Genomic DNA, 15,459 nt, shown 5'->3' on the forward strand with positions numbered 1-15,459 from the left:
TGCTTTCACAAGGCCCGGCGTTGGAAACGTGTTGAGTTAAGCGGGCTCAGAACTTGCTGTCGGACACGCGCATTTCCCGCGCCCGGCTGAGGATTGCATCCTCTACCGCGCGGGTTGTCGCGCGAGCCACCGGCTGACCACCCGAGGATTGCAGCGCCACGTTAAGCGAGCGGGCGTCCAGTGCCGGATCGTCGATCAGCACGGTCGCGCGATACGCGCGGCCACCGCCCGGCGGGGTGCCGTAGCCGGTGACGATCACCCCGGTGAAAGGATCGACCGATTGCACCGGCAAGAAGTTCAGCACTTCGAGCGAGGCCGACCACAGGTATTTGTTTACCGAAACACTGGTGTCAGTGTTCTTGCGGTTAAAGATCGACCAGATCGTGTTTCCCGGATCGGTCTCAATGTTATTGGGGTTATTCGCGCTGGTATACTGATCTGGCCGTTTTGTGGGCGGGCTACCAAAGCCCCCACCACAGGCGGCAAGCGCGCTAAGCGCCAGAACGGATATTGCCATCTTGCAAGCGGTACGAAGGGCCATTGCAGCTTTCCTTTGCCTGTTTGCGCTCCGGTCTATCCAAGCGGGCCCATGTCGGCAAGGTCTATGTCATAGGAGAGAGTATAGCCGCGTTTCGCATCGGAAGGGGCGGTCTTCAGCGGGGCGGTTGGCGAAACTGTGGCATAGCTGCACCAACCTTCGCGACATTGCTGACCCAGAGCGCGTGAACCTTGCCAAGAGCGGGTCATCGGGGGCAAACACCCTTCATACCCTTACCGGATTCCCCGGTCTGGGCATATGAATTCAAACCGAGGGAAAACTCATGAAAAAAGTTCTCTTCGCTACAACAGCCCTGGTTGCGACCGCCGGCGTAGCAGCAGCAGACGTAACATTCGGCGGCTACGGCCGTTTCGGTATCCTGTACAACGACAACGACTCCACTGGTGCCGACAGCTCCACAGACCTGACGTCGCGTATGCGTCTCCAGATCGATGCGACTGCTGAATCCGATGCAGGCGTTGTTTTCGGTGCACGTGCACGTATCAATGCTGACGGCAACGGCACCACCAACGGTGCAGGCGCAGACTTCAACGGCGTTCGTTACTTCGCACGTTCGGGCGGCTTTGAAGTTGGCGTTGGCAACATCTTCGGTGCTCTGGAATCCATGCCGGGTCAGTACCCGATCGACCTCGGCCTGACCGGTCTGGGCTATGACTACACCGTATACACCGGTGCAGACGCATACACCTCCACTGGTGAAGGCGCTCTTAACGGTGTTGAAGTTCTGTACTCTGCAGGCGACCTGTCGGTTCATGTTTCGGCTTCCGACACCAACGACCGCATTGCTGGTTACGTTGCTTACACATGGAGCGGCTGGACTTTCGCAGTCGGTGGTCAGGACTCCAACGACGCGTCCGACACCGAGTGGACAGCGACAGCTGGTGGTTCCTTCGGCGTTGCTGACGTAACTCTGGCATATGCCGACAACGGCACTTCCGGTGACCGCGTTGTTCTGGCTGGCCGCTTTGACGTTGGCGCAGCAACAGACATCGAAGTCTATGTTGGTGACGAAGACGGTTCCGACACAGGCTACGGCATCGACTTCAACCACGACCTGGGCGGCGGTACTTCGCTGCGCGGCGGTGTGGCCAAGCAGTACGACGGCGACACGGTTGCCGACATGGGTGTTCGCTTCAACTTCTAAGTTGAACGACATACTCTGAATATTGGGGCAGGCCTTGCGGTCTGCCCCTTTTCTTTTGCGCGGGCCTGTTGTTTTCTGCGCGTCTGAAATGGAGGGCCGAAAATGAGTCTCAGCGACATCAAAAGCCGTATTGCCAAGGCCGAAGCCGACGCAGGCCGTGCGGCGGGATCGGTCAAGCTGATTGCCGTGAGCAAGGTTCAGCCCGACGCTCGCGTGCGCGCAGTGTTGGACGAGGGGCATCGCATTTTTGGAGAGAACCGCGTGCAGGAGGCGGATGGCAAATGGCCGGGGTTCCGCGAGGAGTTCGCGGATGTTGAGCTACACCTCATCGGCCCTCTGCAATCCAACAAGGTGCGTCAAGCGATGGAACTGGCAGATGCGATCCATACCGTTGACCGCCCCAAGCTGGCCAAGACCATCGCGCGCCTGGCCGAAGAACTGGGCCGCTGCCCGGATCTGTTCATTCAAGTAAATACGGGTGAAGAGGACCAGAAAGCCGGCGTGATGCCCCGTGAGGCGGACGATTTCATCGCGGAATGTCGGGCACTTGACCTGCCGATCAAAGGGCTGATGTGCATCCCCCCGGTGGATGAGGCCCCATCGCTGCATTTCGCCCTGCTGGCGAAGATCGCCGCACGCAATGATCTCAGCGGTCTGTCGATGGGCATGAGCGGGGATTTCGAACAGGCCATCGCCCTTGGAGCAACCCATGTGCGTGTCGGCTCTGCCATCTTTGGGGAACGCGTTAACGAATAATTAACCGGGTCGCCGGGCCCACCCGCGCGGCGATATAGTGCAAATCGCGGCGTGAAAAGGCGACGCAGCCTTCGGTTGGATAGCCCGGCCTCCGCCATTGGTGAATAAAAATGGCGGAGCCGCGCCCGGCCTCAGCTTCTGGCCAGTTCCAATCGGTCAGGATCACCAGATCATAGAGCGGATCAGCGCGACGCAGCGCCTCGTGGCTATGGGGGTAGGGGGCATGGACGCGGTGGTTGTAGTCAGGCTGGCCGCTGGCGTCCGACCACAGATCACCGGGCCCGATCGGCTGGGCCCAAGCGCTTGGGGCCGGGATGCGGTCAGGCCGGTAGAGCATGCCGACCAAGCGATGGACCCCGCGCGGCGTGGCACCATCGCCTTCGCGCTTATTACGGGTCAGACCGCCCTTGCCGATGCTGCAGGCATAGCGCCGCCCCTGAAACCGCAGCCCCGAGGGCGTCAAAACCATGTTATTAGGTGTCACAGGAGATGGCCCGATTTTGCGGCCTTGGTGGCCAGATAGGCGCTGTTATGGCGGTTTTCGCCCACGGCGAGCGGCACCCGTTCGGTCACAGAGATGCCGCTTTGCTCCATCATGCCGACCTTGCGGGGGTTGTTGGTTAGCAACCGCACGGCGGAGAAACCCATCGAGCGCAGGATGTCGGCACCGAGGCGGAAGTCGCGCTCATCATCCTCAAACCCCAGTCGGTGATTGGCCTCAACCGTGTCGAAACCCTGATCCTGCAAGGAATAAGCGCGCATCTTATTGGCAAGGCCGATGCCGCGCCCTTCTTGGTTGAGGTAAAGCAACACGCCATTGCCTTCACCACCCATCTGCGCCAGCGCCGCACGAAGCTGCGGGCCGCAGTCGCATTTCAGGCTGCCCATAAGGTCGCCCGTGAAGCAGGCCGAATGGAGGCGGCAAAGCACGGGCGTATTGCGGGCAGGGCGGCCAATCTCGATGGCGTAGTGTTCTTCGCCGCCGTCCTCGGGGCGGAAGATATGCAAGCGACCGGCCTCGGACACCTCCATCGGCAGGCGGGCGTTGACCACCGGGTGCAGGGCGCTGCGACGGGCGAGGATGGGGGCGGCAGCGGTGAGATCAATCATGGTCAACCCATGCTGTCGCGCAAAATCCGCGCCCTGTGGCAGATCAAGCACCAGCGCTGCGGGCAGCATCCGCGCGGCTTTTACCAAATCCAGCGCGGCACTGTGCGCGGCAGTATCGCCACCCCGCGCGGTTTGCAGCGGGCCTTTCATCGGGGCGCGAAGATCATCAGCCGGATCAGCGATGCTTTGCACCCAAGCTGGGGTCGCGCCGGGGGGCAACAGCACGCGGGCGAGATTGCCGTCATAAGCGCGGGCCTTTAGCGTCTCGGCCCGCCGCGCGGTGATCGCCAGCACGGGCGCACCGCCCAAGGCCAACACATCCGCAAGGCGCTGCGCGGTGAGCGTTTCAGCCGCCAGTACGAGAGAGGCCTGTGCACCCTCGGCCAAAACCACGGGCACGCCCATGCGTAGATCGGCCCGCGCACGCGCCAGTTGTTCGGTGATGTCCGGGGCGAAACTCATGGTTTGTTGCAACTCCGCAAAGGCTTCTGCGTTTATCTAAGTTATTTCCCAAGGAATTGAAACATTTCACGCTTTGTTGACACGAGGCTGTGAGACAGAGGTCACATCCCTTGTCGGAGCCCATGTCGAAGCGCATGTATAAGACAACAGACGGAGAGATAGATGGCCCAGCTTAAGAAAATCCTGCTCGTTGATGATGACGATGATCTGCGCGAAGCGCTGAGCGAACAGCTTATCATGACCGAAGATTTCGACGTTTTCGAAGCCGCCAACGGCACCGAGGCGATGATCAAAGCCAAGGAAGCACTCTATGACTTGGTAATCCTTGATGTGGGCCTGCCCGACACCGATGGCCGTGAACTGTGCCGTTTGATGCGCAAGCAGGGGGTGAAAAGCCCGATCCTGATGCTGACAGGCCATGACACCGATGCAGATACGATCCTTGGCCTTGATGCCGGGGCGAATGACTATGTCACCAAACCGTTCAAATTCCCCGTCCTTCTGGCCCGTATCCGCGCGCAGTTGCGCCAGCATGAACAGTCCGAAGATGCTGTGTTCCAGCTTGGGCCCTATACGTTCAAACCCGCGATGAAAGTGCTGACGACGGAAGATGACCGCAAGGTGCGTCTGACCGAGAAAGAAACCAATATCCTCAAATTCCTCTACCGCTCGAACGACGGTGTGGTGCCGCGCGATGTGCTGCTGCATGAGGTTTGGGGCTATAACGCCGGCGTCACGACCCACACGCTTGAAACCCATATTTACCGCCTGCGGCAGAAGATCGAGCCTGACCCCTCGAATGCCCGTTTGCTGGTAACGGAATCCGGTGGTTATCGCCTGATGGCATAAAAACCGGGAACCTTTTCCAACCTCCCTTGGTTGGAAACTCTGAGAGGCGGGGTTTTCATGACCCGCCACTCGGTTTGAAGCCCGACTATTGTACCCGGGTAAAGGTACATACCTCCCTGTTGGACTGGCCGGGCCGTAGTGCCCGGCCTTTTTTTTGTCTGCTTGAGCTTTCCGGATTTCGCCATGGCACCCCTGCGCCAGCCGCGTTATTGTGCCGGCCTACCCCCCAGACCGGAGCCTGCCCCATGTCCTTTTCCCTCGCCACTTGGAACATTAATTCTGTCCGTCTGCGCGAGCCCTTGGTGCTGAAGCTGCTGGCCGAGCATGGGCCGGACGTGCTCTGCCTCCAAGAATGCAAAAGCCCGGTCGATAAAATCCCCGTCGAGGCGTTTCAGGCGGCAGGTTACACCCACATGGTTGCGCGTGGGCAAAAGGGCTACAACGGTGTGGCGATCCTGTCGAAGCTGCCGCTGCTGGACGCGGGCGATCAAGATTTCGCCATGCTGGGCCACGCGCGCCATGTTGCGGCCAAGCTGGAGAATGGCACGACGATCCATAACTTCTATGTGCCTGCAGGCGGTGACAAACCCGACCGTGAGATCAATGAGAAGTTTGGCCAAAAGCTCGATTACCTTTCAGAAATGCGCGATTGGTTTCATAGCGAAAAGCCTGAGAAGTCGATCCTTGTTGGCGATCTGAACATCGCCCCGCGTGAGGATGATGTCTGGGATCACAAAAAGCTGCTTAAGATTGTTAGCCACACGCCGGTCGAAGTCGAGGCACTTGGCGCAGTGCAGGATGCAGGCAATTGGGTCGACATTACCCGGCAGGACGTGCCGACCGGTAATCTCTATAGCTGGTGGTCCTACCGCGCCGCCGATTGGGACGCAGCCGACAAGGGCCGCAGGCTCGATCATATCTGGGCGACCTCTGATATCGCGCAGGCCGGACATTCCAGTCATATCGTCCGTGATGCCCGCGGTTGGGAGAAACCCAGCGACCACGCGCCGGTTTTTGCCAGTTTTGACCTTTGAATCGGGCGACCGCGCGTCCATATAAAGCCAAACGCGATTAGCGAGGATGACATCATGATTGACCTGAACCTTTCCACCGCCGCCCCTGCGGATGCCGACCTGATTAAAGACACGACCGAAGCGACCTTTATGGCCGATGTGGTCGAAGCTTCGCAGACAGTGCCGGTCATCGTCGATTTCTGGGCGCCTTGGTGCGGCCCGTGTAAAACGCTAGGCCCGATGCTGGAAGACGCGGTTCGCGCGGCCAATGGCGCGGTAAAGATGGTGAAGGTCGATGTCGATCAGGCGCAGGCGATTGCCGGCCAGTTGCAGATCCAATCGATCCCCACGGTCTATGCATTCTACAAAGGTCAGCCGATCGACGGTTTCCAAGGCGCGCAGCCACAGTCCGAGATCAAGGCCTTCGTTGACCGCGTCGTGAAGGCGGGGGGCGGCGAGGCACCCGGTGATACGCTGGCCGATGCTGTGGCCGCCGCCGAAGAGATGTTGGCCGAAGGTGCCGCTGCTGATGCGGCGCAGACCTTTGCCGCGATTTTGGAAGAAGACCCGATGAACGCCGCAGCCTATGGCGGCATGGTCCGGTCCTATATCGCGATGGGCGAGTTGGAGCAGGCCGAAGCCCTGTTGAACGGCGCGCCGATCGAAATCTCCAAGGCTCCCGAACTCGAAGCGGCACATGCCCAGTTGCAGCTGGCGCATCAGGCTGCCGACGCAGGCCCCGTGGCTGAACTGACCGAGAAGGTCGAGGCAAACCCCGACGACCATCAGGCGCGCTTTGATCTGGCCCAAGCGCTTTACGCGCATAACGATGCCGAAGGGGCCGTGGATCACCTGTTGGAGCTTTTCCGCCGGGATCGTGAGTGGAATGACAGCGCCGCCAAGACGCAGCTTTTCACCATCTTTGAGGCGCTTAAACCCAATGATCCGGTGGTGTTGAACGGCCGCCGCAAACTGTCGTCGATGATATTTGCCTGAGGAGGCGGGCGCACTAAGTCCCTTGTCATGATCAAGCCAGCCGAATTGCCTCAGACTATTGCGATCTTCCCATTGGCAGGGGCCCTGCTGCTGCCCCGCTCGCGCCTGCCGCTGCATATTTTTGAGCCGCGCTATCTTCAGATGATCGAAGACGCGCTCAAGACCGACACGCGGTTGATTGGTATGGTCCAGCCCAATGAGGTGCCCGGCCGCGCAGGGACGGGGCTGCAACAGATCGGCTGCGCCGGGCGGATCACGCAATTTTCCGAAACCGAAGATGGCCGCTACATGGTAACCTTGGGCGGCGTCTCCCGGTTTCGCGTGGTGGAAGAGATAGAGGGCTTTTGCCCCTATCGCCGATGCGATGTGAATTGGTCCGGCTTTGATCGTGACTTGGGCGAGGACGAGGTCGACGATACATTTGACCGGGCGCGTTTTCTGGATCTGCTGGGCCGCTATTTCGATGCACGCGGGCTGTCGGCGGATTGGGATACTTTGAAAGAAGCCGAGGATGAGTTGCTCATCAACTCCCTGTCGATGATGCTGGAGTTTGAGGACGAGGACAAACAGGCGCTGCTTGAAGCGCCTTCGCTGGAGACCCGGCGCGAGACATTGGTGACATTGATCGAATTCGCGATGCGCGGCGGTCAGGAAGAAGGATTGATGCAATGACGGATGTGACCGTTCAATTCGACCGCCGGATGCTGGAAGCACTGATTTGCCCGCGCACCCAGACGACGCTCCGCTATGACGCGGAAAAGCAGGAACTGGTGTCCAAGGCCGCTGGTCTGGCTTATCCGATCCGCAATGGCATTCCGGTTATGTTGCCGGACGAGGCGCGGACGCTCTAACTGGGCACGGCCCCATTAGAGGAGCTTTCCACGCATTAGTCTGGGCAGTTCGCCTGTAAGTCCTGCCGCTTCGCGAATGAAATTCCGCCGCAGGCCGGGTAGGGCGTTGATCGCGGCCATCCCTATATCGCGGGCCAGACGCATCAGCGCGTTATCATTCGAAAACAGTCGGTTAAAGCTATCGGTCGCCAATGCAAGGCTCGCATTGTCAAACCGTCGCCATTCTTGATAGCGCGCCAGTACCGCATCATTTCCGGGGTCTTCGCCACGGCGAACCGCATCGGCGATCACCTCGGCCAAGGCCGCCACATCGCGCAGGCCTGCGTTCAATCCCTGACCTGCAATGGGGTGGACCCCATGCGCAGCATCCCCCAAAAGCGCCACACGCGGGGCGGTCATGGAATGCGCAAGTGATAGGCCAAGTGGATAGCTGTAGCGCGGGCCGGTCAGGGAAATCTCACCCAGAAAGCTGCCAAAACGCGGGCGCAGCACGTCGAGATATTGCGCGTTTGGCAGGGCGTTGATCGCGGCGGCATTGGCTTTGGCTTCGCTCCAAACGATGAGCGAGCGGTTGCCGGTCAGCGGCAAAATTGCCAGCGGGCCGGGCGGCATGAAGAACTGATGCGCGATGCCGTGATGCGGTTTTTCGTGATTGACCACACAGACCAATGCGGTTTGTGCATAGGACCATGCAACGCGCTTGATCCCGGCGCGTTCGGCGGTGCCGCTGCCGCGTCCATCGGCCCCGACTGCCAGTCGCGCGCGCAGGGTTTTGCCGCTCTCAAGCGTCAAGGTGATGCCGGTCGGCGCCACCATCTGATCCGTAACGCGCGTATCGTTCAGCACTGTGATCGCCGGATCGTCATTCACCGCCTTCAGCAAGGCGCGGCGCAGGTGGCGGTCTTCGACCATATGGCCCATCGGGCCTTCTTCGATCTCGGCATGGTCGAAATGCATGAACATGGGGGAGGGGCCGGTCCCGGCGCGCCCATCGGTCACCTTGATCTCCAGCATCGGCTGAGCGGCATTCGCGATCTCGGGCCAGATGCCAATGCCTTCCATCAACCGGACCGACGTCAGCGCCAGCGCATAGGCGCGGCCATCGAATTCGGCGTCGTCAAAGGTCTGCGCAGGCAGGGCGTCAATCACCGCCACGCGCAACCCGGCGCGGCTGAGGGCCAAGGCAAGGGCAGGGCCGTTCAGCCCACCCCCAATGATCGCGATATCGTGGTCAAATTCCATGGCCCTAGATATGACCTACGCGCGGGGATTGTCCATGTGCCGAACGGTCGCTAGGTTCGCCACGAACAGCGGCAAAGGGGTGCGACATGCGCGAATGGTTGGAAATGACGGCGGCGAATTTGGGACGCGGGATTGCGACAGGCGATATCGACCCTGTGGCACTTTGTGACACCTATCTCGATGCCATCGACGCGCACCCGATGCGCGACCGTATCTATGCCCGTGTCACCCCTGACCGCGCCCGCGCTGAAGCGGCGGCGGCAGCAGAGCGCGCCCGCGATGGGCAGCGCTTGTCGCCGCTCGATGGTGTGCCAATCTCTTGGAAAGACCTATTCGATACCGCCGGCACAGCGACGGAGGCGGGGACCAAGCTGCTAGAAGGCCGCGTGCCGGAGCGTGATGCGGAAGTTCTGGCCAATGCGACGGCGATGGGGCTGGTCTGTCTGGGCAAGACCCACATGAGCGAATTGGCCTTCTCGGGCCTTGGTCATAACCCCAGCACAGCGACGCCGCCTTGTGTGAACGAGCCGGACAGTGTTTCGGGCGGTTCATCTTCCGGGGCCGCGGCGTCGGTGGCCTTTGGGCTGGCGGCGGCGGCGATTGGCTCTGATACGGGCGGCTCTGTGCGTATCCCGGCGGCGTGGAACGATCTGGTGGGGCTTAAAACCACGGCGGGGCGGGTCTCCCTTTCCGGGACGGTGCCGCTGGCGGCAAAGTTCGACACGGTTGGCCCGCTTTGCCGCTCTGTTGAGGACGCGGCACTGCTGCTGGGCGTTCTGGAAGGGGCTAAACCCGCCGATTTGCAAGAGAGTGAGTTGGAAGGCTGCCGCTTTGCGGTGCTGACCAATGTCGTGATGAATGAGCTTTCCGAAGAGCCAAAGGCGGCTTTCAACGCGGCAGTGGAACGGCTGAGAGAGGCCGGTGCCACGGTTGATGAGATCGCGGTGCCCGAGGTCGAAGAGGCGATGCCGCTGAGTTCTTGTCTCTACACCACCGAAGCCTACGGTCTTTGGCGAGATGTCATCGAGGCCAATCCAGAGGCGATGTTCGCCGAAATTCTTGAGCGTTTTCGGTTAGGTAAGGGGTTCTCCGGCCCCGATTACGTTGCCGCTTGGGCCAAACTTGATCTGGCGCGGGCGGGCTATGACCGGGCCGTGGCGGGCTATGACGCGGTGCTGGTGCCGACCGCGCCGATGCTGCCACCGAACATTGAGCGGCTGAACAGCGACCATGACTACTACCTCGCGCAGAATCTCTTGTCTCTGCGCAACACGCGGGTCGCGAATCTAATGGGGCTTTGCGCGCTTACGTTGCCGACCGGCGCGCCGTCATGCGGCATCTCTTTTATGGCCGCGCCCAATGCCGAGGAACAGCTTTTGCGCCTTGGTGCAGCGGCTGAAGCGGCCCTGCGCGAGGCATAACAGCGCACGACCGAAAAGCCACAAGGGCCGCAAATCTCCCGGTTTTTCTGGACGGGGGAGGCGGCCTTGGGTACCTTGGGGCAAACGGGGCATGAATGATCCCGATCCGAGGCAGTTTTGATGATGTATTCCGAGCGGTTTTCGAACCTTCCGGCCCACGTGTGGCCGCGCCTGCGCGCCTTGCTTGATGGGCATGAGGGCGGCGGTACGCCTATTCACATGACCATTGGCGAGCCGAAACACGCGTTTCCGGCGTGGGTTACAGATGAGATCACGAAACACGCCGAAGGTTTCAACAAATACCCGCCGAACGACGGCTCGCCCGAATTGCGCGCCGCCATCGCCGCATGGATCGCGCGGCGCTACGGTGTCGAGGTGGACCCCGACACTGAGGTGATGGCGCTGAACGGCACCCGCGAGGGGCTTTATAACGCCGTCATCGCGCTTTGCCCGGCGACGAAGAACGGGGAGAAATCGGCCATCCTGATGCCGAACCCGTTCTACCAAGTCTATATGATCGGCGCGATTTCCGGTGAGGCAGAGCCCATCATGGTGCCCGCCACGGCGGATACCGGTCATTTGCCCGATTTCGCCAGCCTGCCCGAAGATGTGCTGCGCCGCACCACGGCGGCCTATCTTTGTTCGCCCGCCAACCCGCAGGGCGTCGTCGCAAGCCGCGATTATTGGGCCGAACTGATCGCGCTGGCCGAGAAATATGATTTCCTGATCTTCGCTGATGAATGCTATTCTGAGATTTACCGCGACACGCCCCCCACCGGCGCGCTGGAGGTGGTTAAGGAACTCGGCACCGACCGCAACCGGGTGGTGATCTTTCACTCGCTATCGAAACGCTCCAACCTGCCGGGGCTGCGCTCGGGCTTTGCCGCCAGCGGACCGGAGACGATGCGCGAGATCAAACAGTTGCGCAACTACGCGGGTGCGCCATTGCCGCTGCCCTTGCAACAGGCCGCTGCCGCTGTTTGGGCGGATGAGGCGCATGTGGAAGAGAACCGCGCGCTCTACCAAGAGAAATACGCCATCGCCGACCGCATCTTTGGCAATGTGCCGGGCTATGCGGGTCCCGAGGCAGGGTTTTTCCTGTGGCTCCCGGTCGAGGATGACGAGGCCGCGGCGCTGAAACTGTGGCGCGAGACAGGCGTGCGGGTGCTGCCCGGCAGCTATTTGGCGCAAAACGTAGACGGGGGTAATCCCGGTCAGAATTACATTCGGGTCGCCTTGGTGGCCCCAAAAGAAGAAACGACGCGCGGGTTGGAAGCGATCCGCGACTGTCTGTATTCGACATAAGCGAGGGACGACATGGCATATCAGACACGGGGACGCGATCCATTGCTAGACAGCAACATGGCCGAGGCAATCGAAAAGCGCGGTCGTGAACTGCTGGGGCTGGCGCTGATCATGCTGGGCATTATGGCCGCCATGATGATCGGCAGCTATACGCCAGACGATCCCAACTGGATGGTCTCGACGGATGCGCCGGTGCAGAACTGGATGGGCCGGATCGGTGCCTCCATCGCTGCACCGCTGTTCATGATCGTTGGCTGGGGCGCTTGGGGCATTGCCATTGTGCTGCTGTTCTGGGGCGGGCGTTTCGCGCTGCATCAGGGCGATGACCGCGCCCTCGGGCGTCTGATCTTTGCCCCCATCGCCGTGGCGCTTGGGGCCATCTATGCCGCCACATTGGCCCCCGGACAGGAATGGCTGCTGACCCATAGCTTCGGTCTGGGCGGGCTTTTTGGCGATACCGTCATGGGCGCGCTGCTGACGATCTTGCCCATTGGCTCGACCCTGACGGTCAAGCTGATGTCGCTTTTGATGGGCGTTGCGATTTTGGCCTTAGGCGCTTTTGTGTTGGGCTTTACCAAAGCTGAGCTGGTTCGCATTGTTCGGTTCCTGCTGGTCGGCTTGATCATGGCCTATGCCGGATTGATGACCCTTTTGGGCCGGGGCGCCAGCGGTGCCGTTGTGGCCGCGCAGAACCTGTCGGCCCGTCAGGCAGAGCGCCGTGAGCGCCGCCGTCAAGAGGCTGAGGAAGCCGACACTTGGGCCGCACAGGACGCTGGTCAGGATTACTACGCGCAAATAGCCCCTATGGCCGAGCCGGAAGCAGAGCCGCGCAGCCTGTTTGCGCGGATGCCGGGCCTTATCAAACGCCCCGAAGCCGGCATGCCCGAGCCAGAGCTGATCGAGACCTATAGCGATGCCATCGTCGACGAGACACCGGGTGAGGAGCGCATCAAAAGCAAGATCGCCGATGTCATCAAGAACCGCGTCCGCAACGCCAACGCAATTCACACCCCGACGACCGCCCCGCTGACCAAAGGCCGGGGCCGTGGACCGGACCCGCTGCTGTTGAACACCAGCCAGCCCGCCACCCTGCGCGCCGAGCCGCCGCTGACCGCAGGCGCCGCTACATTGCGCCCCGAGCCGCTGCTGCGTAGGCCGCAGGTTCAGCCTGAGCCCACACCGGAGCCGATGGCCGAAGAGCTGATGATGCAAGAGCCGATGGTCGAGCCTTACGAAGATACCGTCACCTCCGAAAGCCTGCCCTTGCAGCAAGCGCCTGCACCCGAGGCGATGAAAATCCCCGTGGCCGAGCCGCGCAAAGTGGTGCAACAGCCGATCCGACGGGTCGTTCAGCCATCTAAGCAAGCGCAGGTCGAAGCGCAGCCCGCCTTGACCTTTGAAGACACGCACCCCGGCTTTGAACTGCCACCGCTGAGCCTTTTGGAAAGCCCCGAAGGCGTGCAGCGTTTGCACCTGAGCGATGAGGCGCTGGAAGAAAACGCGCGCATGCTGGAAACCGTTCTGGATGATTATGGCGTCAAAGGCGAGATCGTCGCCGTGCGCCCCGGTCCGGTTGTCACGATGTATGAGCTTGAACCCGCACCGGGTCTCAAGGCCAGTCGTGTAATCGGTCTGGCGGACGATATCGCGCGCTCCATGGCCGCGCTGTCGGCACGTGTCTCGACCGTACCGGGCCGCAGCGTGATCGGGATCGAACTGCCGAATGAACACCGCGAGAAGGTGATCCTGCGCGAAATCCTGTCGAGCCGTGATTTCGGCGACGGCAATCAGCGCCTGCCGCTGGCGCTTGGTAAGGACATCGGCGGCGATCCGGTTGTCGCGAACCTTGCGAAAATGCCGCACCTGCTGATCGCGGGTACGACGGGGTCGGGTAAATCTGTGGCGATCAACACGATGATCCTGTCGCTGCTTTACAAGCTGACACCGCAGGAATGCCGGATGATCATGATCGACCCCAAGATGCTGGAACTGTCGGTCTATGACGGCATCCCGCACCTGCTGTCCCCGGTTGTGACCGACCCGAAAAAGGCCGTCGTCGCGCTGAAATGGACCGTGGGCGAGATGGAAGAGCGCTATCGCAAAATGTCCAAGATGGGTGTGCGCAACATCGAAGGCTACAACGGTCGCGTCCGCGAAGCACTGGCCAAAGGCGAGATGTTCTCCCGCACCGTTCAGACCGGTTTTGACGACGACACCGGCGAGCCGATCTTTGAGACCGAGGAAACAACACCCGAAGCGCTGCCTTATATCGTCGTTATCGTCGACGAGATGGCAGACCTGATGATGGTCGCGGGCAAAGAGATCGAAGCCTGCATCCAGCGTCTGGCACAGATGGCGCGGGCATCGGGTATCCACCTGATCATGGCCACGCAGCGTCCGTCGGTCGATGTTATCACCGGTACGATCAAGGCAAACTTCCCCACGCGGATTTCCTTCCAAGTGACCTCGAAAATCGACAGCCGTACAATTTTGGGTGAAATGGGTGCCGAGCAACTGCTGGGCATGGGCGACATGCTTTATATGGCGGGCGGGGCCAAGATCACCCGTTGCCACGGTCCCTTCGTCAGCGACGAAGAGGTCGAAGAGATCGTCAACCACCTCAAGCAATTCGGCGAGCCGGATTATATCGGTGGCGTGGTCGAAGGCCCGTCCGAGGACAAGGAAAGCAACATCGACGCGGTGCTGGGCCTTGGCGGCAATACCGATGGCGAAGACGCGCTTTATGACACCGCCGTTCAGGTGGTCATCAAAGACCGCAAATGCTCCACCTCCTACATCCAGCGGAAACTGGCGATCGGCTATAACAAGGCCGCGCGACTGGTGGAGCAGATGGAAGACGAAGGGCTTGTCTCCCCGGCGAACCATGTCGGCAAACGCGAAATTCTGGTGCCGGAACAGGGATAGGCCTACCTCCCCCTCCCCTCTCGGTTTCCGAGCAGGAAAAAACACCGCTGGGCCATCCTCCCGGCGGTGTTTTTTATGGGCAGGGGAGAGGCGATAGCGAAAAACCGCCTCCTGATATCGAATATCACGGCAACCCGCCCTATGTCTGAGCGTGAGGCAACACAGGACGAACAACATGCGTAAACTTACTTCTGCGATTCTGGCGATTGGTTTGGCCGTATCCGCCCCCTTGGCGGCGGCGGCGCAGCAACTGTCACTGAACGAAATCTCAGGCTATCTGAACCAATTGAAGACAGCGAAAGGTGACTTCACCCAGATCAACGACGATGGCTCGATCAGCACCGGCACGATTTATATCAAACGCCCCGGCAAGGTGCGGTTTGAATATAATGCGCCTGATTCCGGGCTGGTCGTTGCTGGTGCGAATACGGTTGTGATCTATGACAAGAAATCCAACCAACCGGCAGAGACCTATCCGCTGGCGCGCACCCCGCTGTCGATCATCTTGGCCGACAACGTCAATCTGGGCCGCGCCAAGATGGTAACGGGCCACAGCTATGACGGCACCGCAACCACGGTGACGGCGCAGGCTCCGGCGAACCCGCAATACGGCAACATTCAGATGAAGTTCACCGGCAACCCGGTGCAGTTGCGCCAGTGGGTCATCAACGATGGTAACGGCAGTGCCACCACTGTTGTGCTAGGTGACATGCAGGTCGGCGGAAATATCGCGAACAGCCTGTTTGACACCGCAGGCGCACGCGCTGGCGCCAAGCGTTAAGCAGCCCGTCATAATAGAAAACGCCCCGGTCAGGCTGACCGGGGC

General features: G+C 60.7%; 15 protein-coding genes. 11 read left to right on the forward strand and 4 right to left on the reverse strand.

Translation table 11 applies throughout. The features are described 5' to 3' along the window. Positions 1–46: 46 nt before the first annotated feature. Entirely contained in the window at positions 47–541 is a 495-nt protein-coding gene (locus WNY61_RS17170; protein WP_342852665.1) for a DUF3576 domain-containing protein, read from the reverse strand. 280 nt (positions 542–821) lie between these two features. Between WNY61_RS17170 and WNY61_RS17175 the strand changes: the two genes are divergently transcribed. After that, complete coding sequence (locus tag WNY61_RS17175) at positions 822–1,703, forward strand: porin (protein WP_342852666.1); 882 nt, start codon at positions 822–824, stop codon at positions 1,701–1,703. Between the two features lie 102 nt (positions 1,704–1,805). After that, on the forward strand, positions 1,806–2,459 hold the full coding sequence (locus tag WNY61_RS17180) for a YggS family pyridoxal phosphate-dependent enzyme (RefSeq protein WP_342852667.1): 654 nt from the start codon (positions 1,806–1,808) through the stop codon (positions 2,457–2,459). On the opposite strand, the gene WNY61_RS17185 is transcribed toward WNY61_RS17180, so the two are convergent. Together WNY61_RS17185 and ribA are read right to left on the reverse strand one after the other, a co-directional pair. Continuing rightward, entirely contained in the window at positions 2,449–2,943 is a 495-nt protein-coding gene (locus WNY61_RS17185) for a L,D-transpeptidase family protein (RefSeq protein ID WP_342852668.1), read from the reverse strand. The genes WNY61_RS17180 and WNY61_RS17185 overlap by 11 nt on opposite strands. Beyond that, positions 2,940–4,031, reverse strand: a complete 1,092-nt coding sequence (gene ribA / locus WNY61_RS17190) for a GTP cyclohydrolase II (RefSeq protein WP_342852669.1) — start codon at positions 4,029–4,031, stop codon at positions 2,940–2,942. The genes WNY61_RS17185 and ribA overlap by 4 nt, the downstream gene beginning before the upstream one ends. Positions 4,032–4,193: 162 nt before the next feature. Between ribA and WNY61_RS17195 the strand changes: the two genes are divergently transcribed. The 5 genes from WNY61_RS17195 to WNY61_RS17215 all read left to right on the forward strand — a co-directional run bounded on the left by WNY61_RS17195 (position 4,194) and on the right by WNY61_RS17215 (position 7,740). After that, positions 4,194–4,880: a response regulator transcription factor gene (locus tag WNY61_RS17195; protein ID WP_342852670.1), complete on the forward strand. Its 687-nt coding sequence runs from the start codon at positions 4,194–4,196 to the stop codon at positions 4,878–4,880. Positions 4,881–5,125: 245 nt separating this feature from the next. Then, positions 5,126–5,914 carry an exodeoxyribonuclease III gene (locus tag WNY61_RS17200; protein ID WP_342852671.1) on the forward strand — a complete coding sequence of 263 codons (789 nt, stop codon included), beginning with the start codon at positions 5,126–5,128 and terminating at the stop codon, positions 5,912–5,914. Between the two features lie 54 nt (positions 5,915–5,968). Continuing rightward, the gene (trxA, locus tag WNY61_RS17205; RefSeq protein ID WP_342852672.1) at positions 5,969–6,889 is read left to right on the forward strand and encodes a thioredoxin; all 921 of its coding nucleotides are present in this window, start codon (positions 5,969–5,971) and stop codon (positions 6,887–6,889) included. A gap of 27 nt (positions 6,890–6,916) precedes the next feature. Then, positions 6,917–7,561: an LON peptidase substrate-binding domain-containing protein gene (locus WNY61_RS17210; RefSeq protein WP_342852673.1), complete on the forward strand. Its 645-nt coding sequence runs from the start codon at positions 6,917–6,919 to the stop codon at positions 7,559–7,561. Beyond that, positions 7,558–7,740, forward strand: a complete 183-nt coding sequence (locus WNY61_RS17215; protein ID WP_342852674.1) for a Trm112 family protein — start codon at positions 7,558–7,560, stop codon at positions 7,738–7,740. The genes WNY61_RS17210 and WNY61_RS17215 overlap by 4 nt, the downstream gene beginning before the upstream one ends. A 15-nt stretch (positions 7,741–7,755) precedes the next feature. On the opposite strand, the gene WNY61_RS17220 is transcribed toward WNY61_RS17215, so the two are convergent. Next, positions 7,756–8,982 carry an FAD-dependent monooxygenase gene (locus WNY61_RS17220; protein ID WP_342852675.1) on the reverse strand — a complete coding sequence of 409 codons (1,227 nt, stop codon included), beginning with the start codon at positions 8,980–8,982 and terminating at the stop codon, positions 7,756–7,758. Between the two features lie 86 nt (positions 8,983–9,068). Here WNY61_RS17220 and WNY61_RS17225 point away from each other — a divergent pair, with 86 nt between their 5' ends. The 4 genes from WNY61_RS17225 (at position 9,069) to WNY61_RS17240 (ending at position 15,414) form a co-directional block, all read left to right on the forward strand. Next, positions 9,069–10,403, forward strand: a complete 1,335-nt coding sequence (locus WNY61_RS17225) for an amidase (RefSeq protein ID WP_342852676.1) — start codon at positions 9,069–9,071, stop codon at positions 10,401–10,403. 123 nt (positions 10,404–10,526) lie between these two features. Next, positions 10,527–11,708 carry an aminotransferase class I/II-fold pyridoxal phosphate-dependent enzyme gene (locus WNY61_RS17230; protein WP_342852681.1) on the forward strand — a complete coding sequence of 394 codons (1,182 nt, stop codon included), beginning with the start codon at positions 10,527–10,529 and terminating at the stop codon, positions 11,706–11,708. A 12-nt stretch (positions 11,709–11,720) separates the two neighbouring features. After that, positions 11,721–14,633 carry a DNA translocase FtsK 4TM domain-containing protein gene (locus WNY61_RS17235; protein WP_342852677.1) on the forward strand — a complete coding sequence of 971 codons (2,913 nt, stop codon included), beginning with the start codon at positions 11,721–11,723 and terminating at the stop codon, positions 14,631–14,633. Positions 14,634–14,808: 175 nt separating this feature from the next. Further along, complete coding sequence (locus WNY61_RS17240) at positions 14,809–15,414, forward strand: outer membrane lipoprotein carrier protein LolA (RefSeq protein WP_342852678.1); 606 nt, start codon at positions 14,809–14,811, stop codon at positions 15,412–15,414. The last annotated feature ends 45 nt before the right edge of the window (positions 15,415–15,459 follow it).

The organism is Sulfitobacter sp. AS92 (assembly GCF_038900015.1).
GTDB lineage: Bacteria > Pseudomonadota > Alphaproteobacteria > Rhodobacterales > Rhodobacteraceae > Sulfitobacter.